General features: G+C 65.9%; 20 protein-coding genes. 18 read left to right on the top strand and 2 right to left on the bottom strand.

All coding sequences use genetic code 11. The features are described 5' to 3' along the window. Positions 1–8 precede the first annotated feature (8 nt). The 12 genes from rplC to MRAB57_RS03255 all read left to right on the top strand — a co-directional run bounded on the left by rplC (position 9) and on the right by MRAB57_RS03255 (position 8757). On the top strand, positions 9–662 hold the full coding sequence (gene rplC, locus MRAB57_RS03310) for a 50S ribosomal protein L3 (protein WP_077086287.1): 654 nt from the start codon (positions 9–11) through the stop codon (positions 660–662). Continuing rightward, entirely contained in the window at positions 662–1318 is a 657-nt protein-coding gene (gene rplD / locus MRAB57_RS03305) for a 50S ribosomal protein L4 (protein WP_077086286.1), read from the top strand. Before rplC ends, rplD begins: the two co-directional genes overlap by 1 nt. After that, a complete protein-coding gene (gene rplW / locus MRAB57_RS03300) occupies positions 1318–1620 on the top strand; it encodes a 50S ribosomal protein L23 (protein ID WP_077086285.1) in 303 nt (100 codons plus the stop codon). The genes rplD and rplW overlap by 1 nt, the downstream gene beginning before the upstream one ends. Before the next feature lie 31 nt (positions 1621–1651). Further along, a complete protein-coding gene (gene rplB / locus MRAB57_RS03295) occupies positions 1652–2494 on the top strand; it encodes a 50S ribosomal protein L2 (RefSeq protein ID WP_077086284.1) in 843 nt (280 codons plus the stop codon). An 18-nt stretch (positions 2495–2512) separates the two neighbouring features. Continuing rightward, positions 2513–2794 carry a 30S ribosomal protein S19 gene (gene rpsS / locus MRAB57_RS03290; RefSeq protein WP_019514048.1) on the top strand — a complete coding sequence of 94 codons (282 nt, stop codon included), beginning with the start codon at positions 2513–2515 and terminating at the stop codon, positions 2792–2794. Beyond that, a complete protein-coding gene (gene rplV / locus MRAB57_RS03285; RefSeq protein WP_077086283.1) occupies positions 2791–3348 on the top strand; it encodes a 50S ribosomal protein L22 in 558 nt (185 codons plus the stop codon). The genes rpsS and rplV overlap by 4 nt, the downstream gene beginning before the upstream one ends. After that, the gene (rpsC, locus tag MRAB57_RS03280; RefSeq protein ID WP_077086282.1) at positions 3348–4190 is read left to right on the top strand and encodes a 30S ribosomal protein S3; all 843 of its coding nucleotides are present in this window, start codon (positions 3348–3350) and stop codon (positions 4188–4190) included. Before rplV ends, rpsC begins: the two co-directional genes overlap by 1 nt. A 3-nt stretch (positions 4191–4193) precedes the next feature. After that, positions 4194–4610 (top strand): 50S ribosomal protein L16, encoded by a 417-nt coding sequence (gene rplP, locus MRAB57_RS03275; protein ID WP_077086281.1) that lies wholly within the window; start codon positions 4194–4196, stop codon positions 4608–4610. Further along, the gene (gene rpmC, locus MRAB57_RS03270; protein ID WP_077086280.1) at positions 4610–4843 is read left to right on the top strand and encodes a 50S ribosomal protein L29; all 234 of its coding nucleotides are present in this window, start codon (positions 4610–4612) and stop codon (positions 4841–4843) included. Before rplP ends, rpmC begins: the two co-directional genes overlap by 1 nt. After that, a complete protein-coding gene (gene rpsQ / locus MRAB57_RS03265) occupies positions 4843–5190 on the top strand; it encodes a 30S ribosomal protein S17 (protein WP_077086279.1) in 348 nt (115 codons plus the stop codon). The genes rpmC and rpsQ overlap by 1 nt, the downstream gene beginning before the upstream one ends. A gap of 116 nt (positions 5191–5306) precedes the next feature. Continuing rightward, positions 5307–7658: an arylsulfatase gene (locus tag MRAB57_RS03260; protein ID WP_077086278.1), complete on the top strand. Its 2352-nt coding sequence runs from the start codon at positions 5307–5309 to the stop codon at positions 7656–7658. Positions 7659–7824: 166 nt separating this feature from the next. Continuing rightward, positions 7825–8757, top strand: coding sequence for a DUF4436 domain-containing protein (locus MRAB57_RS03255; RefSeq protein ID WP_077086277.1), 933 nt, complete (start codon positions 7825–7827; stop codon positions 8755–8757). 1 nt (position 8758) lies between these two features. Here the strand turns inward: MRAB57_RS03255 and pstS are convergent, their stop codons facing one another. Then, positions 8759–9898 carry a phosphate ABC transporter substrate-binding protein PstS gene (gene pstS, locus MRAB57_RS03250; protein WP_077086276.1) on the bottom strand — a complete coding sequence of 380 codons (1140 nt, stop codon included), beginning with the start codon at positions 9896–9898 and terminating at the stop codon, positions 8759–8761. A 255-nt stretch (positions 9899–10153) separates the two neighbouring features. Here pstS and MRAB57_RS03245 point away from each other — a divergent pair, with 255 nt between their 5' ends. Beyond that, entirely contained in the window at positions 10154–11044 is an 891-nt protein-coding gene (locus tag MRAB57_RS03245; RefSeq protein ID WP_077090363.1) for a formylglycine-generating enzyme family protein, read from the top strand. 374 nt (positions 11045–11418) lie between these two features. Then, positions 11419–12249 (top strand): DUF4436 family protein, encoded by an 831-nt coding sequence (locus tag MRAB57_RS03240; RefSeq protein ID WP_077090362.1) that lies wholly within the window; start codon positions 11419–11421, stop codon positions 12247–12249. A gap of 17 nt (positions 12250–12266) precedes the next feature. On the opposite strand, the gene MRAB57_RS03235 is transcribed toward MRAB57_RS03240, so the two are convergent. Continuing rightward, positions 12267–13727 carry an FAD-binding oxidoreductase gene (locus tag MRAB57_RS03235; protein ID WP_077086275.1) on the bottom strand — a complete coding sequence of 487 codons (1461 nt, stop codon included), beginning with the start codon at positions 13725–13727 and terminating at the stop codon, positions 12267–12269. 307 nt (positions 13728–14034) lie between these two features. On the opposite strand from MRAB57_RS03235, the gene rplN reads away from it, so the two are divergent. Genes rplN through MRAB57_RS03215 form a run of 4 tightly spaced genes read left to right on the top strand, consistent with a single transcriptional unit; the run spans position 14035 to position 15474 of the window. Then, a complete protein-coding gene (rplN, locus tag MRAB57_RS03230; protein WP_036352708.1) occupies positions 14035–14403 on the top strand; it encodes a 50S ribosomal protein L14 in 369 nt (122 codons plus the stop codon). Next, entirely contained in the window at positions 14404–14721 is a 318-nt protein-coding gene (gene rplX, locus MRAB57_RS03225) for a 50S ribosomal protein L24 (protein WP_077086274.1), read from the top strand. Continuing rightward, a complete protein-coding gene (gene rplE / locus MRAB57_RS03220) occupies positions 14721–15284 on the top strand; it encodes a 50S ribosomal protein L5 (RefSeq protein ID WP_077086273.1) in 564 nt (187 codons plus the stop codon). Before rplX ends, rplE begins: the two co-directional genes overlap by 1 nt. A 4-nt stretch (positions 15285–15288) precedes the next feature. Further along, on the top strand, positions 15289–15474 hold the full coding sequence (locus MRAB57_RS03215; protein ID WP_077086272.1) for a type Z 30S ribosomal protein S14: 186 nt from the start codon (positions 15289–15291) through the stop codon (positions 15472–15474). Positions 15475–15519: the final 45 nt, after the last annotated feature.

Raw genomic sequence — 15519 nt, 5'->3', positions numbered from 1 at the left:
CAGAACTCATGGCAAGAAAAGGCATTCTGGGTACCAAGCTGGGCATGACGCAGGTGTTCGACGAGAACAACCGGGTCGTGCCGGTGACCGTGGTCAAAGCGGGACCCAACGTTGTGACGCTCATCCGTACCCCGGAGCGCGACGGCTACAGCGCCGTGCAGCTCGCCTACGGCGAGATCAGCCCCCGCAAGGTGAACAAGCCCGTCACTGGTCAGTACACCGCCGCGGGCATCAACCCGCGCCGGCACCTGGCCGAGCTGCGGCTGGACAACCCTGACGCGGCAGCCGAATACGAGGTCGGCCAGGAGCTGACCGCCGAGATCTTCGCCGACGGCGCCTACGTCGACGTGACGGGGACCTCGAAGGGTAAGGGCTTCGCGGGCACCATGAAGCGCCACGGGTTCCGTGGCCAGGGCGCCAGCCACGGTGCCCAGGCGGTGCACCGTCGTCCGGGTTCCATCGGTGGATGCGCCACTCCCGCACGGGTTTTCAAGGGCACGCGCATGTCGGGCCGGATGGGTAGCGACCGGGTCACCGTCCAGAACCTGGTGGTGCACAAGGTCGATGCCGAGAACGGCGTGCTGCTGATCAAGGGTGCGGTCCCCGGCCGCACCGGCGGACTCGTGGTTGTTCGCAGCGCGATCAAACGAGGTGAGAAGTAATGGCAGCGCTAAAGATTGACGTCAAGACACCGGACGGCAAGGTCGACGGCTCCGTCGAGCTGCCCGCCGAGTTGTTCGATGCCCCCGCCAACATCGCTTTGATGCACCAGGTGGTCACCGCGCAGCGCGCGGCGGCCCGGCAGGGTACGCACTCGACCAAGACGCGCGGGAAGGTCAGCGGCGGTGGCCGCAAGCCATACCGGCAGAAGGGAACGGGACGCGCCCGTCAGGGTTCGACCCGGGCTCCCCAGTTCACCGGTGGTGGTGTTGTCCACGGCCCCCAGCCGCGCGACTACTCGCAGCGGACCCCGAAGAAGATGATTGCGGCCGCACTGCGCGGGGCGTTGTCCGACCGGGCCCGCAACGGGCGGATCCATGCGATCACCGAGCTGGTGTCGGGTCAGACGCCGTCCACCAAGAGCGCCAAGGCCTTCCTGGACACGCTGACCGACCGCAAGCAGGTGCTGTTGGTCATCGGCCGCAGCGACGAGGCCGGCCAGAAGAGCGTGCGCAACATTCCCGGTGTGCACATCCTGGCGCCGGACCAGCTCAACACCTATGACGTGCTGCGCTCCGACGACGTGGTGTTCAGCGTCGAGGCCCTCAACGGCTACATCGCGGCCAGTACGGGCAACACCGAGGAGGTTTCGGCCTAATGGCGACCGTGACTGATCCCCGCGACATCATCCTGGCTCCGGTCATCTCGGAGAAGTCCTACGCGCTGCTCGACAACAACGTGTACACCTTCGTGGTGCACCCCGACTCGAACAAGACGCAGATCAAGATCGCAATCGAGAAGATCTTCGCCGTCAAGGTCGAGTCGGTGAACACCGCGAACCGGCAGGGCAAGCGCAAGCGCGCCCGGTCCGGATTCGGAAAGCGCAAGGGCACCAAGCGCGCCATCGTCACGTTGGCACCTGGTAGCAAGCCGATCGATCTGTTCGGAGCGCCGGCCTAGGCCGCGCACTGAGAGAAAGACCTGATTAGACATGGCAATTCGCAAATACAAGCCGACGACCCCCGGTCGCCGCGGCGCGAGCGTCTCCGACTTCGCCGAGATCACGCGCACGGAGCCGGAGAAGTCGTTGGTGCGGCCGCTGCACGGCCACGGCGGGCGTAACGCTCACGGCCGGATCACCACCCGCCACAAGGGTGGGGGCCACAAGCGGGCCTACCGGGTGATCGACTTCCGTCGCAACGACAAAGACGGCGTCAACGCCAAGGTCGCGCACATCGAGTACGACCCCAACCGGACCGCCAACATCGCGTTGCTGCACTTCCTGGATGGCGAGAAGCGCTACATCATTGCCCCGCAGGGACTCTCGCAGGGCGACGTGGTGGAGTCGGGCGCCAACGCCGACATCAAGCCGGGGAACAACCTGCCGTTGCGCAACATCCCGGCCGGTACTTTGGTGCACGCCGTGGAGCTGCGCCCGGGCGGCGGCGCCAAGATGGCGCGTTCGGCCGGCTCGAGCATCCAGCTGCTCGGTAAAGAAGGCAGCTACGCCTCGCTGCGTATGCCCAGCGGTGAAATCCGCCGCGTCGACGTGCGCTGCCGCGCCACCGTCGGCGAGGTCGGCAACGCCGAGCAGGCGAACATCAACTGGGGCAAGGCCGGTCGTATGCGGTGGAAGGGCAAGCGCCCGACCGTCCGTGGTGTCGTGATGAACCCGGTCGACCACCCGCACGGCGGTGGTGAGGGTAAGACCTCCGGTGGTCGCCACCCGGTCAGCCCGTGGGGTAAGCCGGAAGGCCGCACCCGCCACCCGAATAAAGCCAGCAACAAACTCATCGTCCGGCGCCGGCGCACCGGCAAGAAGCACGGTCGCTAGGAAGTCGAGGAGTAACAGATGCCACGCAGCCTGAAAAAGGGACCGTTCGTCGACGACCACCTGCTCAAGAAGGTGGACGTACAGAACGAGAAGAACAGCAAGCAGGTCATCAAGACCTGGTCGCGTCGTTCGACGATCATCCCCGACTTCATCGGCCACACCTTCGCCGTACACGACGGACGCAAGCACGTCCCGGTGTTCGTCACCGAGTCGATGGTCGGCCACAAGCTTGGTGAGTTCGCGCCGACGCGCACCTTCAAGGGGCACATCAAAGACGACCGGAAGGCCAAACGGCGATGACCACCACTGAATTTCCTTCGGCGACAGCCGTAGCACGGTTTGTGCGCGTGTCGCCGACCAAGGCGCGCCGGGTGATCAACCTGGTGCGTGGCAAGTCGGTGACCGACGCGCTCGACATCTTGCGCTGGGCGCCGCAGGCCGCCAGTGAGCCGGTCGCCAAGGTGATCGCCAGTGCCGCGGCCAACGCACAGAACAACGACGGGCTGGACCCGGCGACCCTGGTGGTCGCCACGGTCTACGCGGACGGCGGCCCGACCGCCAAGCGCATCCGTCCGCGCGCCCAGGGCCGCGCGTTCCGGATCCGCAAGCGCACCAGCCACATCACTGTGATTGTGGAGAGCCGTCCGAGCAAGGACCAGCAGTCGTCGAAGTCGTCGCGCGCGCGTCGCGCCGAGGGCAGCAAGGCCGCCGCGAAGGCGCCGGCCAAGAAGGCTCCGGCGACGGCGCCCGCCAAGAAGGCACCGGCCGCCAAGAAGGCGCCCGCCAAGAAGGCGGCAAAAGCCGCCGAAGCCGAGACGTCTGAGACTTCTGACGCGAAGGGAGGCTCAGACTAGTGGGCCAGAAGATCAATCCGCATGGCTTCCGGCTGGGCATCACGACAGACTGGAAGTCACGCTGGTACGCCGACAAGCAGTACGCCGACTACGTCAAGGAAGACGTGGCGATCCGCAAGCTGCTGTCCACCGGCCTCGAGCGCGCCGGCATCGCCGACGTTGAGATCGAGCGCACCCGTGACCGGGTTCGGGTGGACATCCACACCGCCCGTCCGGGCATCGTCATCGGTCGCCGTGGCACCGAAGCCGACCGCATCCGTGCCGACCTGGAGAAGCTGACCGGCAAGCAGGTCCAGCTGAACATCCTCGAGGTGAAGAACCCCGAGTCGACGGCACAGTTGGTCGCTCAGGGTGTGGCCGAGCAGCTGAGCAACCGTGTGGCGTTCCGCCGCGCGATGCGTAAGGCGATCCAGTCGGCGATGCGGCAGCCCAACGTCAAGGGCATCCGGGTGCAGTGCTCCGGCCGACTCGGTGGCGCTGAGATGAGCCGCTCGGAGTTCTACCGCGAAGGCCGCGTCCCGTTGCACACGCTGCGCGCCGACATCGACTACGGCCTGTACGAGGCCAAGACCACCTTCGGCCGGATCGGCGTGAAGGTGTGGATCTACAAGGGCGACATCGTCGGTGGCAAGCGTGAGCTCGCCGTTGCCGCGCCGGCGGGCGCCGACCGTCCGCGTCGCGAGCGGCCGTCGGGCACCCGTCCGCGTCGCAGTGGCGCGTCGGGCACCACGGCGACCAGCACCGAGGCCGGACGGGCCGCGGGTGCCGAAGAAAGCACTCCGCCCGCTACGCCGCCCGCCGACACTGCGCCCGCACCGGAACCGCAGAGCACGGAGAGCTGAATCATGTTGATTCCCCGCAGAGTTAAGCACCGCAAGCAACACCATCCACGCCAGCGCGGCATCGCCAGCGGTGGCACGGCGGTGAGCTTCGGCGACTACGGCATTCAGGCCCTCGAGCACGCCTATGTCACCAACCGGCAGATCGAGTCCGCGCGTATCGCCATCAACCGGCACATCAAGCGTGGCGGCAAGGTGTGGATCAACGTCTTCCCGGACCGCCCGCTGACCAAGAAGCCCGCGGAAACCCGGATGGGTTCAGGTAAGGGATCCCCGGAGTGGTGGATCGTCAACGTCAAGCCCGGCCGGGTGCTGTTCGAACTCAGCTACCCGAACGAGCAGACCGCGCGTGAGGCCCTCACCCGGGCAATTCACAAGCTGCCGATCAAGGCACGCATCATCACCCGAGAGGATCAGTTCTGATGGCAGTGGGCATTTCGCCTGGCGAACTGCGTGAGCTCACCGAAGAGGAGCTGACCGAGCGCCTGCGCGAATCCAAGGAAGAGCTGTTCAACCTCCGGTTCCAGATGGCGACCGGCCAGCTCAGCAACAACCGTCGGCTGCGCACGGTCCGTTCCGAGATCGCGCGCGTCTACACCGTCCTGCGGGAACGAGAACTCGGTTTGGCGTCCGGGCCAGACGGTAAGGAATCGTGATGACAGAAGCCAAGAAGGCCGCTCCGAAGAAGGCCGCCGACAAGCCGGCCGCGTCGAAGGACAAGGGCCCCAAGAACACTCCGGCCAACCCGAAGACGCGCGGCCGCCGCAAGACCCGCATCGGTTACGTGGTGAGCGACAAGATGGAAAAGACCATCGTCGTCGAGCTCGAAGACCGTATGCGGCACGCGCTGTACGGCAAGATCATCCGGACCACCAAGAAGGTCAAGGCGCACGACGAGAACAGCACCGCCGGCGTCGGCGACCGCGTCTCGCTGATGGAGACCCGGCCGATGTCGGCGACCAAGCGCTGGCGCCTCGTCGAGATCCTCGAGAAGGCCAAGTAAACACCGAACGACATCGAAACGCCCGAGACTCAACGGTCTCGGGCGTTTTGCTTTGCCGAGTCTGACGGCACCGCGAAAAAGATCGGAAATTTTCGCGGTGGGGCTACGCTCGGCGGATGGCGACTGAGTTCCACGGCAAGATCGAGCTGGATATCCGCGATTCCGAGCCGGATTGGGGCCCGTACGCGGCGCCGACCGCGCCGGAGAACTCGCCGAACGTCCTCTACCTGGTCTGGGATGACACCGGAATCGCGACGTGGGACTGCTTCGGCGGCCTGGTCGAGATGCCCGCCATGAGCCGGATCGCCGAGCGCGGGATCCGGCTGTCGCAATTTCACACCACCGCGCTGTGCTCACCGACCAGGGCCTCGCTGCTCACCGGACGCAACGCCACCACGGTCGGCATGGCCACGATCGAGGAGTTCACCGACGGTTTCCCGAACTGCAACGGACGCATCCCGAGTGAGACCGCGCTGGTGTCCGAGGTGCTCGCCGAGCGTGGCTACAACACCTACTGCGTGGGCAAGTGGCACCTGACGCCGCTCGAGGAATCCAGCATGGCCTCGACGAAGCGGCACTGGCCGATCTCGCGCGGCTTCGAGCGGTTCTACGGATTCCTGGGCGGTGAGACCGACCAGTGGTATCCCGACCTGGTCTACGACAACCACCCGGTGAACCCGCCGGCGACGCCCGAGGACGGCTACCACCTGTCGAAGGACCTCGCCGACAAGACAATCGAATTCATCCGTGACGCCAAGGTAATCGCACCGGACAAGCCTTGGTTCAGCTATGTGTGCCCCGGCGCCGGGCACGCCCCGCACCATGTCTTCAAGGAGTGGGCGGACCGCTACGCAGGCAAGTTCGACATGGGCTACGAGCGCTACCGCGAGATCGTTCTGGAAAAGCAGAAGTCGCTGGGCATCGTGCCGGCCGACACTGAATTGTCGCCCGTCAACCCGTATCTGGACTTCAAGGGCCCCAACGGGGAAACGTGGCCGTTGCAGGACACGGTGCGGCCGTGGGAATCGCTCAACGACGAAGAGAAGAAGCTGTTTTCCCGGATGGCCGAGGTTTTCGCGGGGTTCCTGAGCTACACCGACGCCCAGATCGGGCGGATCCTGGACTATCTCGAGGAGTCCGGGCAGCTGGACAACACCATCGTCGTGGTGATCTCCGACAACGGTGCCAGCGGCGAGGGCGGCCCGAACGGATCGGTGAACGAGGGCAAGTTCTTCAACGGCTACATCGACACCGTCGAAGAAAGCATGAAGGTGTTCGACCAGCTCGGCGGGCCGCAGACCTACAACCACTACCCGATCGGCTGGGCGATGGCATTCAACACGCCCTACAAGCTGTACAAGCGGTATGCCTCGCACGAGGGCGGCATCGCCGACACGGCGATCATCTCGTGGCCCAACGGAATTGCCGCGCACGGTGAGGTGCGCGACAACTACGTCAACGTCGCCGACATCACCCCGACGATCTACGACCTGCTGGACCTGACACCACCGGAGACGGTCAAGGGCATTTCGCAGAAGCCGCTGGACGGTGTGAGTTTCAAGGCGGCCCTTAGTGATTCGTCCGCTGACACCGGCAAGGCCACCCAGTTCTACACCATGCTGGGCACCCGCGGGATTTGGCACGAGGGCTGGTTCGCCAACACCATCCATGCGGCCTCGCCGGCCGGTTGGTCGCACTTCGATGCCGACCGCTGGGAGCTGTTCCACATCGAGGCCGACCGCAGCCAGTGCCACGACCTGGCCACCGAACAGCCCGAGAAACTGGAAGAGCTTAAGGCGCTGTGGTTTTCCGAAGCGGCCAAGTACAACGGCCTGCCCCTGGCGGACCTGAACATCTTCGAAACGCTGGGCCGGCAGCGGCCCTATTTGGTCGGCGAACGGGACAGCTATATCTACTATCCCGACTGCGCCGACGTCGGGATCGGCGCGGCGGCCGAACTGCGCGGCCGCTCGTTCGCGGTCCTGGCCGACGTGACGGTGGATACCACCGGCGCCGAAGGTGTCCTCTTCAAGCAGGGCGGCGCCCATGGCGGGCACGTCCTCTTCATCCAGGACGGACGTTTGCACTATGTCTACAACTTCCTGGGCGAGATACAGCAGCTGGTGTCCTCGTCGGGCGCGGTTCCGCTGGGCAGGCATCTGCTCGGGGCTCGCTATTCGCGCACCGGAACCGTGGAGAACAGCCACACCCCACTGGGCGACGTCACGCTCTACATCGACGACGACGTGGTCGGCACCCTTGCCGACGTGAGCACCCACCCGGGCACCTTTGGCCTGGCGGGGGCCGGTATCACCGTTGGGCGAAATGGCGGATCCGGGGTGTCCAGCCGCTACAAAGCGCCGTTCATCTTCACCGGTGGCAGCATCGCCAATGTCACCATCGACGTGTCGGGCCGGCCGTACGAGGACGTGGAACGGGAACTGGCGCTTGCGTTTTCGCGCGACTGAGCGTCGGGCACGGCCGCGACCCGCAGACGGATCCCCGCCGTCGACGGCATGCCGGTGGGCGATTCGCGATCGTTATCCCGTCCGAAACGGTGCTGATTTGCTAGCATCTGTCCCCGTACCTTTCGGGATGGCTCCGACCTATTCGTTCTACTGCTGGTGAGGCCCCATGACGACCGAAGCTCCGCCGCTGCCGCCGACCCCCCCTGATTCGCGAGGACGACGCATCGCGATTGCCTTCGGGGTTGTCGTGGCCCTTGTCGTTATCTATGTCCTGTCCCTGATTGCCGTGCATCTGCTGGCCAAATCGGCCCCCCCGCTGCCGGGCGTGGATTTCAGCAAGATCGAGGAAGACGACAGCGTGGTGTCGGTCCATCTCGAGAAGCTCGACACCGTTGCCAACCGCCTGACCGTGAATGTGCTTGTCTACCCGAAGACTTCGCTCTACGACCGAAACTTTGGCGTGCTGACCACCGACGCGGCCGTGCGACTGTACCCAGAGAACGACCTGGGTGATCTGCAGTACCCGGTGGGCAAGGCGCCGGCGCAGGTGAGCACCAGCATCGAGGCGCGTGGTGACCCGGGCAACTGGCCGTTCGACTCGTATAAGACCGACACGATCGCGGCCGACGTGTTCACCGGGTCCGGCCCGGCCCGCGAAAAGACCGCCGCCCGAGTGGAAGTCACCGGAAGGCTCGATGGCTGGGACGTGAGCGTCAATCGCGTGCACGATCCCGATGATCCCAACCCGAATTCGCTGGACAACGTGGTAATCACGCTGCAGCGGGCGAAGGGGCCGTTGATCTTCGACCTCGGCATCATCCTGGTGCTCATCGCCCTGCCGGTGCTGGCGCTGTGGGTGGCCGTTCCGGTTGCGCTGGGCAGGACGTCGTTCCTGCCGCCGATGACAACCTGGTACGGGGCAATGCTGTTCGCGATTGTGCCGCTGCGCAGCATCCTGCCGGGTAGTCCACCCTACGGTTCCTGGATCGACCAAGCCGTCGTGCTCTGGGTATTGATAGCGCTGGTCGTCGCCCTGGCCCTGTTCCTGGTCGGCTGGTGGCAGCAGCGCGATCGAAAAGAGCCGAAGCGAAAAACCTGACCTAGCCGGTCAGCCCGTTCGTCGCCCCCGGAGTCGACGTGATCGCGTCGATGGCGCCGAACACCTTTGACTGGAAGTCCGGCGGCAGCGGGATGTAGCCGCGCTTGTCGAGGTCGGCCTGGCCCGGTCCGACGGCGGCCTGCAGGAACGCCTTTACGGCCTGGCCGACGTCGGAGCTCGGGTACTTCGAGCAGACGATCTCGTAGGTGACCATGACGATCGGGTAGACGTCGGGTTGGCTGGGGTTGTAGAAGCTGGAGAGATCGAGTACGAGGTCGTCGCCCTTACCGACGATCTTGGCGCTGCTGATGGTCTTGCCGACCGTGTCGGCGCCGATGCGCACCGGGCGCAGCGACTTGCGGCTCGCCGAGGTTTTGATCTGGGCGGCAAAAAGGTTCTGCTGCTGGGCAAATGAATACTCGTTGTAGCTGATCGCGCCCTCGGTGTTCTTCACCTGCGCCGCGGTACCGATGTTGCCGTGATCGCCGGTGCCTACCCCGCCGTTGAACACCTTGCCGGTGCCCTTGTCCCATGCCCCACCGGAGGCGGCCTGCAGATAGGCCTGGAAGTGTGCGGTGGTGCCGGACGGGTCAGCGCGGTACACGACGTGAATGTCCTCGGGCGGCATGGACGTGTTGAGTGCGGTGATGGCCGGGTCGTCCCAGCGCGTGATGCTGCCGTTGAAGATTCGTGCCAGCGTCGGCGCGTCGAGCACCAGGTTGTCGACCGCGTTGAGGTTGTAGGTGATCGCGATCGGGCCGAAGACCACGGGCAGGTTCCAGGCGTCGTTGCCACCGCAGCGTTGCTTGGCGGCCGGGTACTGATCGTCGGTCAGCGGCAGGTCCGATCCGGCGAAATCGGTTTTGCCGGAAAGGAAGTCGCTGACCCCCAAGCTGGAGCTGCTGACGTTGTAGGTGAGGTTCTGCTGACCCTTGCACGCCTTGGTGAAGGCGGCGATGAATGCGGTCATCGCGTTGGCCTGCGCGCTCGAGCCGCTGGCGGTAATGGCTTGCTTGCCACCGCAATCGACCCGCGCCCCGCTGGCGTAGGCCAGGGCGCTATGCGGCTTGCTGCATCCCGACAGCACCAGGGCGGCCGCGGTCAGGACGCTGATGGCGGCACCCGGTCGATTGCGCTTCACGATGCATGCCTCCTAGGAACGACAGACGGTGCGACGGAGTCGGATGGTGCCCCGCGGCGGCCACGATGGCGCCCGACGTCGGCGGTGAGTTCGGTGCCGGGGCGCGGCTCACCCCGATTTCGCCACACATCGAGATTTACAGCTATCAAGGGGGCTCGCAAACAAACATCAGGTGAACTGGGCAAGGCCTGGATCGCTTTGCTGTTCTGGCAACGCAGCGTCCGCGGGTACGCCGGCGCGTCATACCCTGAAGTGGTGCTGACTGAGCTGGTCGACCTGCCCGGCGGGTCTTTCCGCATGGGCTCGACGAGCTTCTATCCGGAAGAGGCGCCGATCCACACCGTCACCGTGGGTTCCTTTGCGGTGGAGCGGCATCCGGTGACCACCGCGCAATTCGCCGAATTCGTCTCCGCCACAGGCTATGTCACGGTCGCCGAGCAACCGATCGACCCGGCACTGTACCCAGGCATCGATCCCGACGACCTGCGCGCCGGCGCACTGGTGTTTCGCCCGACGCCGGGCCCGGTCGATCTGCGTGACTGGCGGCAGTGGTGGCACTGGGTGCCGGGCGCGAGCTGGCGTCAGCCGGAGGGACCCGACAGCGGCATCGACGACCGCGGTGATCACCCCGTCGTGCAGGTGGCCTACTCCGACGCCGCGGCCTACGCGCGGTGGGCCGGCCGGCGGCTGCCGACCGAGGCCGAGTGGGAGTACGCGGCCCGGGGCGACAGCCGCGCCACCTATTCGTGGGGTGAGGAGGCGAATCCCGACGGTTGCTTGATGGCCAATACGTGGCAGGGGAGATTCCCGTACCGCAACGACGGCGCACTCGGCTGGGTGGGCACGTCACCGGTGGGAACGTTTCCGCCCAACGGGTTCGGACTGGTCGACATGGTCGGCAACGTGTGGGAGTGGACCGTCACCGAGTTCTCCGCTCACCATCGGCTCGATCAGCCGCCGAAGGCCTGCTGCACGCCGTCCGGGCCCGCGGATCCGGCCATCAGCCAGACGCTGAAGGGCGGCTCGCACCTGTGTGCGCCGGAGTACTGCCACCGCTACCGTCCGGCGGCTCGGTCGCCGCAATCGCAGGACACCGCCACCACGCACATCGGCTTTCGCTGCGTGGTGAACCGGGAGTCGGTCTAGCAACGCGTCGACGCGATGCGGCCGCCGTCGCCGCAAAGACTCGCACATTGGGTGAACGCTGCCTGGCCGGTAGGTGACAAAGTCGGTGTGACATGGGATTTCGTAAGCCACACCCCGTGGCATTCGCTAGCATCGGACGTCGTGTCGTCTCGACTGGCTCCATGCCGCCACCGGCCAGGGCAAAGCCCCGCAACGGCCGCGGCAAGCGGCCGATGACCGCCGACACCTCGCAGTTGCCGCCGCCGCCACCACCGGACGACGACGCGCCGCCACCGCAGTCCGAGCCGGAACCCCCCCACACCCGGCTGGGTCGCTTTCATGCCGCTTTCAACCGGCACCGATCACGCATCACGATTTCCGTCGGCATCGTGCTGATGGTGATCGGCGCCTACACCCTGTCGCTGTTCGCCGTCCACTATCTGCAGCGATCCGCCGGTCCACTGCCTGCGCTGGACTTGAGCGAGGGCGGCGGGAATTACACGATCGTCCAGCTGCGCCTGGACGAGCTGAAGACCACGGCGAACCGCCTCACGGTGGATGTGCTTGTGTACCCGCCGGATTCGACCTACGACAAGCGCTTCGACGTGTTGTCCAAGGACGTGGCGGTGCGCCTGTATCCGACCAGCGACCTGGGCGACCTGGTATTCCCGGTTGGCAAGGCCCCGGCGCAGGTTCAGACCAAAATCGAGGCGCACGGCGATCCCGGCAACTGGCCCTTCGATCAGTACAAGACGGAAAAGATCTCGGCGGACACGTTCATCGGATCCGGCGACGGCCGCAGAAAGTTCCAGGGTCGCGTCGAGGTCACCGGCTCGCTGGAAGGCTGGGACGTCGCCGTCACCCGGGTCACCGATACCGGTGAGCTCGCACCCGCCGGCGATGACGACGCGGGCTTGGTGATCACCCTGAAACGGGCCAAGGGCCCGTTGGTCTTCGACATGGCCATCATCGCGGTTCTCATCGCCCTGCCCACGCTGGCGCTGTGGGTCGCCATTCCGATGGTGATGGGCCGGCGCAAGTTCGTGCCGCCATTCGGAACCTGGTATGCCGCAATGCTGTTTGCCGTCGTCCCGCTGCGTAACTTCCTGCCCGGTTCGCCGCCGCCGGGCTCGTGGATCGACCAGGCTGTCGTGCAGTGGGTGCTGATCGGGCTGGGGACCGCGATGACGTTGTACATCATCGCCTGGTTCCGGCAGGGCGACTAAGCGGCGCTACCTCGTCGTCAGAAGTTCAAGCCGGAGAACATGATTCGACCCGGGTCGAATTTCTGCCGCACGGCGCTCAGCTTGGATAGGTTCGGGCCGAAGTAGCGCGACGCCGGCTGGTTGGCCTCAATGTAGTTCACGTAGCCGCCGACCGAATACTGTTGCACCGCTTGGTGTGCCGTGTTCAGCCAGGTGGTCGCCGCCTGCGGGTCACCCGTTTCGACGTACCACTGCACGAGCGAAGCCTGCCGGCGCCACGGGAAGGCGGTCGCCGTCGGTGCCACCGTCGCCAGGGCGCCGTCCATCGCGTGCATGATCGCCAGCATGCGTCCCGCGTTGCGCGGGAAGGCGTTGACCGCCGCGGCGATTCCCTGCGCGGTGGCCGGCGTCATCGTCGTGAAGACATCGGAGCCGCCGACGTAGCCCAGCGGCGCCGGGTTGAGGTTGCCGACCGCCAGGTACCGCACCAGGTCCATGTAGTTGAACGTGTGGTTCTCGGTCCCGGAAGGCTGCACGCCTACGGCCGACGTGATCGCGTTGCCCACGCTGGCGCCGGACCCGGCCGGGCAGGTCGCCATGATGCGGCAGTGCTGGCCCATGGCGTCGGTGGTGCTGTCGGCCAGCGCCCAGCTGTTGCGGTCGGCGGTGCGCAGCCAGTTCTGCCAACCGACCAGCACCTGGGCGAACGCCTGCTGCGGGTAGTTGTGGACCACCACGTCGACGTCGTGGGTGGCGAAGGTGGCGAAGGTCAGCGAGGTGGTCACCCCGAAGTTGCCGCCCCCGCCGCCGCGCAGCGCCCAGAACAGGTCGGGGTTGCTGTTGGCGGACGCGGTCACCGCCTGGCCGCCGGGCAGCACCACCGAGGCCGACGTCAGCTGGTCGCACAGCAGGCCCGCGTGCCGGGATTGGGCCCCCAGCCCGCCGCCCAGGGCGTGCCCCGCCGCGCCGACCGACGGGCAGGTACCGGTCGGGATGCCCCGGCCCGCCGCGGCCAGCGCCTCGTGAATCGCATACAGGCTGGTCGCTGGCGTGACGGTGACCTGCCCCGAGGCCGCGTCGAAGTTGACCCCGCCGGGCAGCTGGCGCAGGTCGAACACCATCGCGCCGTTGGCCGTGGAAGCGCCGATATAGGAGTGCCCGCCGCTGCGGGGGGCGACCTTGAGGTTGTGGGCTGCGGCGAACGCCATCGCCTTCTGCACGTCGGCCACCGACGTCGGCGTGACCACCGCCGCCGGCGTCGAGCCGTTGTAGTTGGTGTTGAAGACCTGCTTGGCCGCGCCGAACTGCCCGTTGTCCGGCAGTATCAGGTGGCCGTTGATGGCGGTGGACAGCCCGTCCCAGCCGGTGGTGTTCGGCGCGGCGGCAGCCCGGCCCGGCCCCAGGACCGTGCCCGCCGCCAAGGCGCCCGCAGCACCCGCGGCGGCCCTGAGAAAGGCCTGCCGCGACATCTGCCGCGTCGGCTCGCGCACTACCGCCATGCCCGCATTCTGGGGCTTTCCCGCAGCAAAAAAGGCCCCGTGGCGTGCTGTGTCGCATAACGATTAGCCAACGAACGGCGAGCGCATTGCGCGTGCCGCCGGGAATTTGGCTCTACGCAGGTCTTCACCTAGTATCTAGGGGTTGCCTTGGGCAGACCTCGGCCGGTATTTGCAGCACATCGGCCCCGCGTGCCTTTCGGTGACAAAGACCGCGCACGTCAGGTTTTTTTGGTGGGTAGTGCTCGCTGCACCGCTCACCAAGGCGAGTTCTCCTGTCGTGTACACGTGAACCAGTTCAGGAGATCAGGTGATTCAGCAGGAATCGCGGCTGAAGGTCGCCGACAACACCGGTGCCAAGGAGATCTTGTGCATCCGCGTGCTCGGTGGTTCGTCGCGACGCTACGCCGGCATCGGTGATGTCATCGTCGCCACCGTCAAGGACGCCATTCCCGGCGGCAACGTCAAGCGCGGCGACGTCGTCAAGGCCGTGGTGGTGCGCACCGTCAAGGAGCGCAGGCGTCCCGACGGCAGCTACATCAAGTTCGATGAGAACGCCGCGGTGATCATCAAGCCCGACAACGACCCGCGCGGGACGCGCATCTTCGGGCCGGTCGGGCGCGAACTGCGCGAGAAGAAGTTCATGAAGATCATCTCGCTCGCCCCGGAGGTGTTGTAGATGAAGGTCAAAAAGGACGACACCGTCCTGGTGATCGCCGGTAAAGACAAGGGCGCCAAGGGCAAGGTCCTCAAGGTCTACCCGGAACGCAACCGGGTGCTGGTGCAGGGTGTGAACGCGATCAAGAAGCACACCGCGGTTTCGACCAACCAGCGCGGTGCGCAGTCGGGCGGAATCGTCACTCAGGAAGCCCCGATCGACGCGTCCAACGTGATGGTCGTGGACTCCGACGGCAAGCCGACCCGCGTCGGCTACCGCCTGGACGAGGAGTCCGGTAAGCGCGTCCGTATCTCGAAGCGCAACGGCAAGGACATCTGATGAGCACAGCAGAGAAGGTGCTGCCGCGCCTGAAAGAGCGCTACCGCAACGAGATTCGCGATGCGCTGCACAAGGAATTCGGCTACGGCAACGTGATGCAGATCCCGACCGTGACCAAGGTCGTCGTCAACATGGGCGTCGGTGACGCCGCCCGGGACGCCAAGCTGATCAACGGCGCGGTCAGCGACCTGGCGCTGATCACCGGGCAGAAGCCCGAGATCCGCAAGGCGCGCAAGTCGATCGCGCAGTTCAAGTTGCGCGAGGGCATGCCGATCGGTGCGCGGGTCACCCTGCGGGGAGACCGGATGTGGGAGTTCCTCGACCGGCTCACTTCGATTGCGCTGCCGCGTATTCGCGACTTCCGCGGTCTTTCGCCCAAGCAGTTCGACGGTGTCGGCAACTACACCTTCGGGCTCGCCGAGCAGTCGGTGTTCCACGAGATCGACGTGGACAAGATCGACCGGGTCCGCGGCATGGACATCAACGTCGTCACCTCGGCGACGAACGACGACGAAGGACGAGCGCTGTTGCGGGCCCTCGGCTTTCCGTTCAAGGAGAACTGAGCAGATGGCTAAGAAGGCATTGGTCAACAAAGCGGCCGCGAAGCCCAAGTTCGCTGTGCGCGGCTACACGCGCTGCAACAGGTGCGGTCGCCCGCGCGCGGTGTTCCGCAAGTTCGGGCTGTGCAGGATCTGCCTGCGCGAGATGGCGCACGCGGGCGAATTGCCCGGCGTGCAAAAGAGCAGCTGGTAACAGGCCGCACAGGACAAGAGACCAACACAAGACAGGCGCGCGGCA

Source organism: Mycobacterium rhizamassiliense (assembly GCF_900157375.1).
GTDB lineage: Bacteria > Actinomycetota > Actinomycetes > Mycobacteriales > Mycobacteriaceae > Mycobacterium > Mycobacterium rhizamassiliense.
This window is presented reverse-complemented; position numbering and strand designations above follow the sequence as displayed.

Bases quoted from the DNA above. Each gene is read 5' to 3' on its own strand.
- rplP (WP_077086281.1), top strand. From the start codon at position 4,194: ATGTTGATTCCCCGCAGAGTTAAGCACCGCAAGCAACACCATCCACGC.
- rplC (WP_077086287.1), top strand. From the start codon at position 9: ATGGCAAGAAAAGGCATTCTGGGTACCAAGCTGGGCATGACGCAGGTG.
- rpsQ (WP_077086279.1), top strand. From the start codon at position 4,843: ATGACAGAAGCCAAGAAGGCCGCTCCGAAGAAGGCCGCCGACAAGCCG.
- rplV (WP_077086283.1), top strand. From the start codon at position 2,791: ATGACCACCACTGAATTTCCTTCGGCGACAGCCGTAGCACGGTTTGTG.
- rplW (WP_077086285.1), top strand. From the start codon at position 1,318: ATGGCGACCGTGACTGATCCCCGCGACATCATCCTGGCTCCGGTCATC.
- MRAB57_RS03235 (WP_077086275.1), bottom strand. From the start codon at position 13,727: ATGGCGGTAGTGCGCGAGCCGACGCGGCAGATGTCGCGGCAGGCCTTT.
- rplE (WP_077086273.1), top strand. From the start codon at position 14,721: ATGAGCACAGCAGAGAAGGTGCTGCCGCGCCTGAAAGAGCGCTACCGC.
- MRAB57_RS03260 (WP_077086278.1), top strand. From the start codon at position 5,307: ATGGCGACTGAGTTCCACGGCAAGATCGAGCTGGATATCCGCGATTCC.
- MRAB57_RS03215 (WP_077086272.1), top strand. From the start codon at position 15,289: ATGGCTAAGAAGGCATTGGTCAACAAAGCGGCCGCGAAGCCCAAGTTC.
- rpsS (WP_019514048.1), top strand. From the start codon at position 2,513: ATGCCACGCAGCCTGAAAAAGGGACCGTTCGTCGACGACCACCTGCTC.
- rplD (WP_077086286.1), top strand. From the start codon at position 662: ATGGCAGCGCTAAAGATTGACGTCAAGACACCGGACGGCAAGGTCGAC.
- MRAB57_RS03240 (WP_077090362.1), top strand. From the start codon at position 11,419: ATGGTGATCGGCGCCTACACCCTGTCGCTGTTCGCCGTCCACTATCTG.
- rplX (WP_077086274.1), top strand. From the start codon at position 14,404: ATGAAGGTCAAAAAGGACGACACCGTCCTGGTGATCGCCGGTAAAGAC.
- rplB (WP_077086284.1), top strand. From the start codon at position 1,652: ATGGCAATTCGCAAATACAAGCCGACGACCCCCGGTCGCCGCGGCGCG.
- rpmC (WP_077086280.1), top strand. From the start codon at position 4,610: ATGGCAGTGGGCATTTCGCCTGGCGAACTGCGTGAGCTCACCGAAGAG.
- MRAB57_RS03255 (WP_077086277.1), top strand. From the start codon at position 7,825: ATGACGACCGAAGCTCCGCCGCTGCCGCCGACCCCCCCTGATTCGCGA.